Genomic DNA, 12,087 nt, shown 5'->3' with positions numbered 1-12,087 from the left:
TCGGGTGGTTTCGAGGCCTGGGTTCGGCTCGGTATCTCAGGTCGGCGTAACTTGACCGGGCAACTCGGTCAGTCCCCTCTCCCTTGGGAGAGGGTCAGGGTGAGGGCCACCGTGCACCGCATCAATGCACGATGACCCGTGATCGCGCAGAGCCCGATTCTCATCGCCCAGTTCCGAAGTGCCGAAAAACCCAGACTTGAAATAAGCGAAAGCCCCGTATTCCGGGGCTTTCGCGTTTTCGAAGCATTTTTTGTTACAGCAAATCAAAACCTGGCACGCCGCCTGCAATATCTATCTCAGGTGATTCGATTCACCACCCGTTTCGGGGACCTTGGTACAGGCAGGCCGGGGATTCCCCTCTTTACACCGGGCTCACAGCGCAAAGCAGCGAGCCCACCGTTTTGGGATCCTTGGTACAGGCAGGCCGGGGGTTCCCTCTTTACACCGGGCTGACGCTGCAAGCGAAGCCCATGCTTTTGGGAACCCTGATACAGGCAGGTCAGGGATTCCCGCTTTTACACCGCAATGCGTCCCGCCCCTATTCGAACCTGGGGCGCTCGGGCACATGATGTGGGGGCTGGTTTTGCCATGTCGGGTCAAACCTCCTTACTTCCTCCTCCAGCCTGTCCAGCATTTTCCCCGGGCTGGGTTCAGTAGACGCAATGTTCAGCAAACTTTCTTGCTCACCTACGCTGGCCTTTTGGAAGCTTTCAATAAACGACCAGAACCGGCGCTGCAAAAGCAGACGCTCAACCTGAAATTCCGGCGTACGCACCAGATTTCTGAGTTGTTTGATCATTGCGGGGTTCGCTTGAAGGACAAATGAATCCCACAGGGCAGACTTTTCAGCGCGTTGCGTTTGGGGGACATGGTGCAGCCATGGACTGTCCGCCAAATCAGCCTCGATTCTCCCAAGCCACAGATCGGTACCCGTCTGCCGACGTGCAGCTATCAATCGTCGAAGAGAAGCGGGGTCGGCAATCGGACTGCCAGTCAGGTCAAACCCTTTTCTCAGCTCAATGGTTTCGGGAATGGCTCTGATCGCGGTATAGGCCAGATTCAAACGTGTCCTGGGAATATCGGATGTCACGCCGTCCGGGAATTCTCTTATACGAGTTCGGTGGAGATCGACTTCCCGCAACGCCGTCATTCCCCGCAGTGAGGGCGCCACAGCCAGCCGACTTTCCGACAAATTCAATATCTCCAGCCGCGACGGACCGTTCTGCAAACCAAGCCCGGGCGGCGGCGAGGTTATGAACGTATTGGCCAGATTCAACTCTCGCAATCCGGACATGCGAGTCACATCAGGTGCTTCTGTCAAATCGGGATTATGGTACAGGTCAAGCACCTCCAACCGTGACGCCACGGGCCATTGATCCAGCCCGACAGGGGGACGACTCAAACCACAGGAACGTGCGCGCAAGACCCGCAACTCGCTCATGCCACGCACTGAAAAAAGCGGCCAGATACTGCAGTGCGTCAGGCTCAACTCCCGCAAACGGGTCAATCGCGTGAAATGCTCAAGGCCGTCCGACGGGAGCCATAGTCTGGCTTCCTGCATCGTCAGGACTTTCAACGTCGGGAGTTTATCGATTTCGGCCAACAGTTCATGACACTTGCCATTGAATCTGCGGATTTCGAGGGTTTCAATGTGGGAAAGCATCGAGAACAATTTTCCCAGACTTTTCGAAGGACTTCCTTCCAGGCCTAGAGATACGACGGATCTGAGCGGAACGGAACAACCCGGTAGCGCCAGATTGCGCCGACTTCCCAGGTCGAGCTCCAGCTTGAAACCGACCAGCCGCCCGTCGCGGTAGACTTTTTCCGAATGCTCTCCCTGCCATTTGAACAACCGACGCACGTTGGCCCCTATTGCCAGCCGGCGCCTGCGTTCGGCAATGTCCTGGCCTTTGTAACCCGTCTCCCAGGCAGTGATCTCACGGTTCAATCGAGGAAACTCCAGCTCAAGCCGCTTGAGTTCGACTTCTGCGACACCCGCTTCCCCATAACGCGCAATGAAATCATCGGCATGTTGATCCGTCGCATCAGCAAAATAGCGTCTGACCAGTGTCCGTGTGGTCGCAACCAGAACCGGCGGCTGTCCCCCAGAGGGGCCTGCGCCGGTGAGCCAGGGGCGGTGAAAGTTGAACGGGTTGGCAGGTACTTGAGCAGCGCCGTCCATCCCACCGCGCAAACCTGTGAGGATGCAAACCCAGGTGTTCTGCTCGCTGCGGGTGATCGCCAGGGTTTCACCGCCCAGGCTGGCGCGGTAAATGTTCACGCTGTCGGCAGCGACGGGATCGTTGGGTTTGACCAGGCGCCAAACCCTGTATTCCGGGCGGGAGGCATCCAGATCCTGCATCACCTGATACGCCTGCTCATGGATGACCACATAGAGTTTGCCATCGTGACGTATCACGCCGTCGCTGCCCGATTGTGCGCCACTGACATCCAGCCCGGCATGAAAGCCATCCAGGCTTTGGGCGGTCAGGGGGTTGGTGCGGGTGCTGAAGTCGCTGTGCGGATGCCAGATGCCGCTTTCGCTATCGCGCAACATCCATGGGCCGGAAGGATACAACTCGCCGGGATGTCGAGCGCGATACCATCCCGTATCCGGATCAGCTGCGACGAGAACGAGGCCACTGCCAGGGACGTCAACATAACGGCGATTTTTGTACAGCCTGAAGCCTTCGCCATCAGCGTCAGGCAATTCGGTGGTTGATGTTATCCGGTAAGTCTCCAGCGACCGGTGTATCACAGGAGAGATGGCAGCAACCTCCGGTGCCGGGCGAACCTCGACCACCGGCGCCGGCAGGATCGTATTCGGGCCTGCGTCGTCGCCAGGTTTGGTGCTAAGCGACTTCAGATCATCGACACCAGCCCAGGGGACCGTGCCATCGCGGACGGGCATATCCGCCGCTGTGAAATCCTTGTCCGAGCTTCGCTTCGGGAACGTGTGGACATCCGTATCAACGTGGGTGCTGCCCCCGCGAGGTGGTTTTAGTGGCATGTTTTTTCATCCTTGAAAAGTCGCCCCGCCATTCATGCTCAGGCGGGGGGGGCGGCATCCTGCCGGTTAGCTGGGAAGACCAACGATAGCCTGCGTAAACGTTGACGCGCAGCGGAAAAACAGACGGCTCCGGTGGGAAATGACGCTAGCAAATGTGGGAATGGCAGGGCAGGCCGAACGTCATCAGCCTGCGCTTTTGTGCAGGGGTGATGATGCCGGCATCGTGCCGCCTGCGGTTTGCACCCCCCTATGCAAGCCGCGGCCGCTTGGGCAAATGATGCGGGGGCTGGTGCTGCCAGGTTGAGTCGAACTTCGTCATTTCCTCTTCGAGCCTTTCCAGCATTTTTCCGGGACTGGACTCCGTTATCGCGATGTCCCGCAAAGCGTCTTGCTCACCAAGACTCGCCTTTTGGAAATGTTCCAGAAACGCCCAGACCCGACGCTGCAGAAGCGGCCGCTCAACCTGAAACTCAGGCGTGCGGACCAGCTCTCTGATTTTGCCCATCATGGCAACATTCGTCTGATCGATTAACGAGTCCCAGAGGGAAATCCGGGCGGCGCGTTGCGCCTGTGGAACATTGTGCATCCAGTGGTCCATGACCAGATGGCTCGAAGCTCGTCCCAACCAGATGTCCGTACCTGTTTGCCGACGTGCAGCAATCAATCGCCGAAAGTAGACAGGATCGGAAATCAACGTGCCGGTAAGGTTGAAACCCTCCCTGAGTTCAACAGCTTCGGGGATTGATTCGATCCGGGTATAACTCAGATCCAGACGTGCTCGGGGAACCTCGGAGTTCACGCCGTCCGGGAAAGTTTTTATCGCGGTATGGCTCAGGTCAACTTCCAGCAATGCCGACATTGCGCTGAGCGACGGCACCGCGGCGAGTGGGGTGCTGGATAAATTCAAGACCTGGAGTTGCGAAGGACCGCTCTGCATGCCAAGCCCGGGTGGCGGCGCGGATATGCGGGTATGGGACAGATCCAATACTCGCAATTCGGACATCAGGGTCACATCAGGCGGATGTCGCAGTTCGGGATTGTGGTACAGATCAAGCACCTGCAACCGTGACGCCACGGCCACCTCATCCAATCCGAAAGGCAGACGGAGCAAGCCACAGGAACGTGCGCGCAATACCCGTAACCCGGTCATCCCTCGCACTGAAAGATCGGGCCAGATACCACAATTGATCAGGCTCAACTCTTCCAGCCCGGTCAATGTGGCGAAGTGGTCGAGGCCTGTCGACGACAGCAACAGACTGCTTTCACGAATTTCCAGGACTCTCAACTGTGGGAGCTTGTCGAGTTGGGCAAGCAATTTCTGGCCGTCGATTCTGCGTGTTTGCAAGGTGTCCATGCGCGGGAACATCGACAACAGATCTCCCAGATTCCTAGAGGTGCGTCCCTCCAGGCCAAGAGACACAACAGATCCGAGTCGAGTCGAAAAAACCGGAAGGGCGAAATTCCCCCGCGCGCCCAAATCCAGTTTCAACCTGAAGCCGATCAGCCGGCCATCCCGGTAGACTTTTTCCGAACTGTCGCCCTGCCACTTGAACAATCGACGCACGCTGGCACCTATTGCCAGTCGCCGAATGCGCTCGGCACTGCTGTCACTCCTGTAGGCAGTCTCCCACGCAGTGACCTCACGGTTGAGTTGAGGAAACTCAAGCTGTAGCCGTTTGAGCTCCACCTCAGCCGCACCTGCCTCAGTAAATCGGGCAATGAAATCATCGGCATGCTGATCGGTGGAGTCGGCGAAATAGCGTTTTACCTGCGCCCGCGTGGTCGCGTCTGCGACCGCAGCTTGCCCCCGTGAAGGGCCGGAGTCAGTGAGCCAGGGGCGATGAAAGTTGAACGGATTGGCACCTGCAGCCTCATTGCGCTGCATGCCCCCGCGTAAACCAGGAAGGATGGAAACCCAGGTATTGCGCTCGTTCCGGGTAATGGCCAGCGTCTCACCGCCGAGGCTGGCGCGATAAATGTTTGCGCTGTCGGTGGCGCCGGGATGACTGGGATCAACCAGACGCCAGACCTTGTATTCCGGGCGAGACGCAGCAAGATCCTGCAAAACCTGATACGCCTGTTGATCAATGACCACGTAGAGCTTGCCAGCGTGACGTACCACGCCGTCGCTGCCGGGGGCGACGCCGCTGAGATCCAGCCCGCTGCGAAATCCCTGCAAACCCGCAACGGTCAGAGGATCGGTGCGTGCGTTGAAGTCGTTGTGCGGATGCCAGAGGCCGCTGCGGCTATCCCGCAACATCCATGGACCGGTGGGCAGCAACTCGCTGGGGAGTCGAGCGCGATAAAATCCGCTGTCCGGATCCACCCCTACCAGAACGATGCCGCCGCCAGACACATCCACATACTGACGTTTTTTGTACAGCCTGAAGCCGTCACCGTCAGCTGCCGGCAGTCCGGCCGGTGATCGCATTGCGTAACTGTCCAGCGACCTGGCGATGACGGGAGGACTTGGATTGGTGTGCGGCGCAGGGCGAACCTCGACCATCGGCGTCGGCAAGGTCCTGTCCGCGCCGACAACATCGCCCGGCAAGCTGCCCCGCAGCTTCGGATCATCGCCACGAACCCAGGGGGCGGTGCCATTGAGATCGGGAGTGCGCACCAGTGCGAAATCCTTGTCCAGACTTCGGGTCATGGCCGGGTGAACATCCGTGTCCACGCGGGTGCTGCCACTGCGGGGTGGTTTTACTGGCATGTTTTCATCCTTGAAAGTCGTCCCTGGCATTTATCCCAGAGACGATGGGGGGGTGGCATTGCTGTTACAGACGGGCCGAGGCTTGCCGCTTTTGCATCGGCACTGCGTACTCCTGCGAGTTACTCGAACCTGGGACGCTTGGGCAAAGGGTGCAGCGGCTGACTCTGTCGCCCTCCGTCATAGTTGCGGATTTCATTCTCCAGCCTGTCCAGCATTCTCCCGGGACTCGTTTCCGTATAAAGAATGGCGTCGAGCCTGGCCCGCTCGTTGACTTCGGCGCTGTCATACATTTCCAGAAACCACCACACGCGCCGCTGCAGAAGCGTGCGTTCAACGTGAAACTCGGGCGTTCGACTCAGTCGACGAAGAATGCCGGTCACTGCCAGTGGCATTGCGGCGTTAAGCCTGTCCCACAGCGCTTGTTTTTCCGCTATCTGTTCCTGTGGCACATTGCGTAGCCAGAGATCGGCAGTTACATCGCTGCTTTCCTGCCCAAGCCAGATATCGGTGCCTGTCTCTACCCGTGCTCGTATCAACCGCCGTAAAGAGGCCGGGTCCATTATCGGATTGCCGATGAGATTGAAGCCCGCTCTGAGCTCCACGGACTCGGGGATCGACCTGATGTGATTGTCCGCAAGATTAAGTTCTCTTGCGGGAATCCTGTCGGTAATGCCCTCGGGAAATCTTTGCAATCGTGTATTGGAAAGATCCAGCTCCTGCAGTGCGGTCATGTGTTCGAGTGAGGGGCTGGTCGAAAGCGGATTGCCCCCCAGTCTCAACACTTCCAGCGTCGACGCCACGTCGATGGCATCAAGTCCGGAAGGCAGCAGGTGTATTCCGGTGCGGCTCAGATCCAGCACCCGCAGTTCAGTCATCCCTCTGATATCAGCTGCCACGTGCAAAAAGGTGACTTGCTCCTGATGCCGCATCTGCATGTCCAGGCTGTTCACCGGGGCCTCGAAGGTGTTGCAAAGCCATAGCTCGTTTAGCCTGGCAAGGCCTCGTACGGAAAAGTCAGACGTTAGTTCACAGTCCTGCAGGTGCAGCCTTTGCAAACGCGGGAATCTTTTCAATTGCTCGGCAAAGCGCGAATCCAGCCTGAATTTCGAATAAGCCCGTTCGATCACGTTCCATCCTTGAAACCGCCCTTCCACTTCGATTGCCTGACTGGTAATGGTCAGACTTTCAAGATTGGGAAACTGTTCGCAAAACACGTCCGGGTCCAGCCGGCCACGGCCTCTTAAAGTCAGAGAAATCACTGAGCTGAATTTCAAGGAAAGCGGTTTTTGAACTGGCCATATCGTCAGATCGATTTCCAGCTTGAAGCCCACATGCCGCCCGTCACGGTAGACGCGCTGTTCGGGCTGACCTTGCCATCGGTACAACTGGCGAAACGTCGCCCATATATTCCGCGCCTCATGTAACTCCTTGTCCGATGAAATGCGACCTCGACTGATCGGCAGGTCAAAACGCGTCGAGTCCAATTGCGCCAGCCCAAGCTGAATATGCTTGAGCTCAAGCTCTGCCACGTCCTTGTCATCGAACCGGGCGATGAAGGCATCCGCGTCCTCGTCGGTCGTGTCGGGCAGGTACTTGCGGATCTGCTCCAGGGTAGTTGGTTCCGCGACTTCACGCGCATACCAAAGTCCGCTGTCCACATCGCGCAGCATCACCGGGCCGGATGGGAGCAACTCGCTTGGCCGCCGGGCTCGATACAGACCCGTCGCAGGATCCACTGCGACAGGCACCAGGTCGCCGTTGACCAGGTCTGCGTAGGTTCGCCGACTGATCACCCGCAAACCCTCACTGTTGACCTGTGGAAGTATCGCTCGGGCGTTGGTGACGTAATTGTCCAGCGAAGGCTGGGTGGTGGGAGGGCGAATACCTTCTGCGAGTGCGCGCACCACAACGGCCGCGGCAGGGGGTATGGCATCCAGGGTCGCGTCACTGGATGATTCGGCGCGCGGCAGCAAATGGTGCTGAGCAAAATTCACATCGACGCCTGTGCGACCCGAGTGGCCGTAAAGCGAAGTGTCGGCGTCCGCAGACCGATGCGGGCTGCCCGGAACGTCCACGTGGGTACCGCCACCGCGAGGGGGTTTTACTGGCATGTTTTCATCCTTGAAAAAGACGCCCCATGCTGTCGAGCAAGGGGACAACGGGTTTCGGCATCCTGCCGTTTGAAGGGGCAAACGATAGCGTGGACGAGCATCGGACGGAGATGGGAAAGGGAGACGGCCGCAGTGGGAAACGACCTCAAACAGTGTCGGAGCGCGCCCAGTGATGAGGACTTGCCCCTAGGGCTCGCTCAAGCGGATCTCCAGCCGCCAACGATCATCGACCTCGCTGCCAACCCAGTCGCCCTGCAACGGGCGCGCTGCCAGCACCGTCAGCAATAACCCTCCATCGCTTTTGCGCGTGCGCCAGTTGACGTCCTTGCCGTTGAGCCTGAGCTGGCCCTTCTGCGCCCGACCTTCGGCCTGAAACAGCAGCGCGACGGTGCCATCGATGATCTCGCCGTGCAGTTTCGGCTCGTTGTTGAACCACACCACCAGGCCACCATCGGTGACCTCGACACGCTCCAGCACGCTTGGATCGGGCGTGGTCAGACGGCCGATCATCAAGCCGATCATCAAGCCGACAATCGCCAGCGAGCCGATGACTCGCGGGAATAGTTTCGAACGGTTGTCCACAGGCGGCGTAGAATGCCGCTCATCTTTACCTTCGGAGCCGTGCATGTTTCACGTCATCCTTTTTCAACCAGAAATTCCGCCGAACACCGGCAACGTTATCAGGCTGTGCGCCAACAGTGGCTGCCACCTGCATTTGATCGAACCACTGGGTTTCGAGATGGACGACAAGCGCCTGCGCCGTGCCGGTCTCGACTACCACGAATATGCCACGTTGCAGCGTCACGCTGACCTCGCCAGCTGTCTGGAAAGTCTGGGTAACCCGCGCGTGTTCGCCTTCACCACCAAGGGCTCGCGGCCGTTCCATGATGCCGCGTTCGTGCCCGGCGACGCGTTTCTGTTCGGCCCGGAAAGCCGTGGCCTGCCGGCGGACGTGCTCGACGCCCTGCCCGCCGAACAGCGCCTGCGCCTGCCGATGCGCGAAGGCTGCCGCAGCCTGAACCTGTCCAACACCGTGGCGGTCGCCGTGTACGAAGCGTGGCGGCAGAACGACTTCAAGTAACGCCGCAAGCAAATGTGGGAGCGAGCCTGCTCGCGATTACGGAGTGTCAGTCAACATTGATGTGTCTGACAGACCGCTTTCGCGAGCAGGCTCGCTCCCACATGGGTATTACTGAACCGTCTTACTGAACGGTCGGGGTCTCGCCGCTTTCCTGCATGCGCTGCAGCTCTTGCGCGTACAGGGCGTCGAAGTTCACCGGGGCCAGCATCAGCGCCGGGAACGAACCGCGGGTGACCAGGCTGTCCAGGGTTTCGCGGGCGTACGGGAACAGGATGTTCGGGCAGAATGCACCGAGGGTGTGGCTCATCGAAGCCGCGTCCAGATTCTTGATCAGGAAGATACCGGCCTGTTGCACTTCAGCGATGAAGGCCACTTCTTCACCGTTTTTCACGGTGACGGAAAGGGTCAGCACCACTTCGTAGAAATCGCCTTCCAGCGCTTTCTGGCGGGTGTTCAGATCCAGACCGACCGCCGGATCCCACTGCTGGCGGAAGATCGCCGGGCTTTTCGGGGCTTCGAAGGACAGGTCGCGTACGTAGATGCGCTGCAAGGAGAATTGCGGTGCGGTTTCTTCTTCGCTGGCTGCAGTGTTCTGTTGGTCAGTCATCTCAGATCCTTATCGATCTTGGGTCTTTTAGGGAGTGCTGTACGTGGGTGCAGCCGTTCAGCCCTTGAGCAGCGCGTCGAGTTTGCCGGCGCGCTCCAGGGCGTATAAATCATCACAACCGCCGATGTGCTTTGCGCCGATCCAGATTTGCGGCACGGACGTGCGCCCGGCCTTTTTGGTCATTTCGGCACGCAGCTGCGGCTTGCCATCGACCTTGATCTCTTCGAAGGCCACGCCTTTGCTGGCGAGCAGATGCTTGGCGCGCGAGCAGTAAGGGCAGTAATCGCTGGAATAGACGATGACTTCGCTCATGTCATTTCACCAGCGGCAGGTTGTCGCCTTTCCAGCTGGAAATCCCGCCGGACAGCTTGGCGGCGGTGAAGCCGGACTTCATCAGCTCGCGGGCGTGGGTGCCGGCGGTTTGACCGAGGGCGTCGACCAGAATGATGGTCTTGGCCTTGTGTTTTTCCAGCTCCCCGACGCGGGCGGCCAGTTTGTCTTGCGGGATGTTCACCGCGCCGACGATGTGGCCAGCGGCATAATCCTTGGCCGGACGGATGTCCACCACCACGCCTGCGTCTTTATTGACCAGTGCGGTCAGCTCGCCGGTGCTCAGGCTCTTGCCGCCGCCCTGCATCGTGTGCGCCAGCAACAGAGCCAGAAGTACGACGAAGATACCGACAAGAATGTAGTGGTTAGTGGCAAATTCAATCAGGTGAGCAACCATCGAAGGAGGTTCCAGGGCGTTAAAATGTCGGCCAGTATACACAGCCACTATGGTCGGCCAAACCCCGTCCGGCGGTGACGCGGTCGGAACTTCGCTTTAAACTCCAACTCCGTTTTCCATCGCCCTCTTCTTTATCAGCCACGAGTGGATTCCATGACGACTACGCCCAAACCTTTGGTCCTGATAATTCTCGACGGCTTCGGTCACAGCGACAGCCCCGAATCCAATGCCGTGTTCGCGGCGAAGAAACCCGTGCTGGATCGTCTGTGGGCCACCGTGCCGAACGGCTTGATCTCGGGCAGCGGCATGGACGTCGGTCTGCCGGACGGCCAGATGGGCAACTCCGAAGTCGGCCACATGAACCTCGGCGCAGGGCGCGTGGTGTATCAGGACTTCACCCGTGTGACCAAAGCGATCCGCGACGGCGAATTCTTCGACAATCCGACCATCTGCGCCGCTGTGGATAAAGCCGTGGCCGCCGGCAAAGCCGTGCACTTCATGGGCCTGCTGTCCGATGGCGGCGTGCACAGCCATCAGGATCACCTGATCGCCATGGCCGAGCTGGCCTTCAAGCGCGGCGCCGAAAAAATCTATCTGCACGCCTTCCTCGATGGCCGCGACACGCCGCCGAAAAGCGCTGCCTCGTCGATCGAACTGCTCGACGCGACGTTCCAGGCATTGGGCAAAGGCCGGATCGCCAGCATCATCGGCCGCTATTACGCCATGGACCGTGACAACCGTTGGGATCGCGTCGCCCAGGCCTACAACCTGATCGTCGACGGCAACGGCGAATTCAACGCCGCCACCGCTCAGGAAGGTCTCGAAGCCGCCTACGCCCGTGGCGAAAGCGACGAATTCGTCAAAGCCACTTCCATCGGTGAGCCGGTCAAAGTCGAAGACGGCGATGCCGTGGTGTTCATGAACTTCCGTGCCGACCGCGCACGCGAGCTGACCCGTGTGTTCGTCGAAGACGATTTCAAGGAATTCGCGCGCGCCCGTCAGCCGAAACTGGCCGGTTTCGTCATGCTTACCCAGTACGCCGCAAGCATTCCGGCACCGTCGGCCTTCGCCGCCGGCAGCCTGGAAAACGTTCTTGGTGATTACCTGGCAAAAAACGGCAAGACCCAGCTGCGCATCGCTGAAACCGAGAAGTACGCTCACGTGACCTTCTTCTTCTCCGGCGGTCGTGAAGAACCGTTCCCGGGCGAAGAGCGCATCCTGATCCCGTCGCCGAAAGTCGCTACTTATGACTTGCAGCCGGAAATGAGCGCGCCGGAAGTCACCGACCGTATCGTCGACGCCATCGAAAACCAGCGCTACGACGTGATCGTGGTCAACTACGCCAACGGCGACATGGTCGGCCACAGCGGTGTGTTCGATGCAGCGGTCAAAGCGGTCGAGTGCCTCGACACCTGCGTCGGTCGCATCGTTGAAGCGCTGGAAAAAGTCGGCGGCGAAGCGCTGATCACCGCCGACCACGGCAACGTCGAGCAAATGGCTGATGAATCCACCGGTCAGGCGCATACCGCGCACACCACCGAGCCGGTGCCGTTCATTTATGTCGGCAAGCGTGACCTGAAAGTGCGCGAAGGTGGTGTACTGGCTGACGTGGCACCGACCATGCTGATGTTGCTGGGTCTGGAAAAACCGGCGGAGATGACCGGGACTTCGATTCTGGTCTGAGCCGAATCCGGAAAACACCGCAAAAACCCTGTGGGAGCTGGCTTGCCAGCGATAGCAAGCTGACAGCCAGCATTTGTGTTGAATGTGCAGCCGCCATCGCTGGCAAGCCAGCTCCCACAGTGGTTTGTGCTGGTTTCGAAGATTATTTTCAGCTG

9 protein-coding genes are annotated in these 12,087 nt (G+C 59.1%); 2 read left to right on the top strand and 7 right to left on the bottom strand.

Translation table 11 applies throughout. The features are described 5' to 3' along the window. Window positions 1–538: 538 nt before the first annotated feature. The 4 genes from AB9L16_RS01340 to AB9L16_RS01325 form a co-directional block, all read right to left on the bottom strand. Window positions 539–3,010 carry a hypothetical protein gene (locus AB9L16_RS01340; protein ID WP_375122997.1) on the bottom strand — a complete coding sequence of 824 codons (2,472 nt, stop codon included), beginning with the start codon at window positions 3,008–3,010 and terminating at the stop codon, window positions 539–541. Window positions 3,011–3,257: 247 nt separating this feature from the next. After that, a complete protein-coding gene (locus tag AB9L16_RS01335; RefSeq protein ID WP_375122996.1) occupies window positions 3,258–5,723 on the bottom strand; it encodes a hypothetical protein in 2,466 nt (821 codons plus the stop codon). A 119-nt stretch (window positions 5,724–5,842) separates the two neighbouring features. After that, a complete protein-coding gene (locus tag AB9L16_RS01330) occupies window positions 5,843–7,834 on the bottom strand; it encodes a leucine-rich repeat domain-containing protein (protein ID WP_375122995.1) in 1,992 nt (663 codons plus the stop codon). Window positions 7,835–8,020: 186 nt separating this feature from the next. Next, entirely contained in the window at window positions 8,021–8,461 is a 441-nt protein-coding gene (locus tag AB9L16_RS01325) for a hypothetical protein (RefSeq protein ID WP_095181059.1), read from the bottom strand. On the opposite strand from AB9L16_RS01325, the gene AB9L16_RS01320 reads away from it, so the two are divergent. Further along, entirely contained in the window at window positions 8,460–8,915 is a 456-nt protein-coding gene (locus AB9L16_RS01320; RefSeq protein ID WP_016772113.1) for a tRNA (cytidine(34)-2'-O)-methyltransferase, read from the top strand. The genes AB9L16_RS01325 and AB9L16_RS01320 overlap by 2 nt on opposite strands. 121 nt (window positions 8,916–9,036) lie before the next feature. On the opposite strand, the gene secB is transcribed toward AB9L16_RS01320, so the two are convergent. The 3 genes from secB to AB9L16_RS01305 are packed head-to-tail and all read right to left on the bottom strand — an operon-like array spanning window position 9,037 to window position 10,249. Next, complete coding sequence (secB, locus tag AB9L16_RS01315; protein WP_016772114.1) at window positions 9,037–9,522, bottom strand: protein-export chaperone SecB; 486 nt, start codon at window positions 9,520–9,522, stop codon at window positions 9,037–9,039. A gap of 57 nt (window positions 9,523–9,579) precedes the next feature. Then, complete coding sequence (grxC, locus tag AB9L16_RS01310) at window positions 9,580–9,834, bottom strand: glutaredoxin 3 (protein ID WP_016772115.1); 255 nt, start codon at window positions 9,832–9,834, stop codon at window positions 9,580–9,582. A gap of 1 nt (window position 9,835) precedes the next feature. Next, window positions 9,836–10,249, bottom strand: coding sequence for a rhodanese-like domain-containing protein (locus AB9L16_RS01305; protein WP_016772116.1), 414 nt, complete (start codon window positions 10,247–10,249; stop codon window positions 9,836–9,838). Between the two features lie 153 nt (window positions 10,250–10,402). On the opposite strand from AB9L16_RS01305, the gene gpmI reads away from it, so the two are divergent. After that, the gene (gene gpmI / locus AB9L16_RS01300) at window positions 10,403–11,932 is read left to right on the top strand and encodes a 2,3-bisphosphoglycerate-independent phosphoglycerate mutase (RefSeq protein WP_375122994.1); all 1,530 of its coding nucleotides are present in this window, start codon (window positions 10,403–10,405) and stop codon (window positions 11,930–11,932) included. Window positions 11,933–12,087 lie beyond the last annotated feature (155 nt).

It is taken from the genome of Pseudomonas sp. LW8, assembly GCF_041956865.1.
GTDB lineage: Bacteria > Pseudomonadota > Gammaproteobacteria > Pseudomonadales > Pseudomonadaceae > Aquipseudomonas > Aquipseudomonas siliginis.
This window is presented reverse-complemented; position numbering and strand designations above follow the sequence as displayed.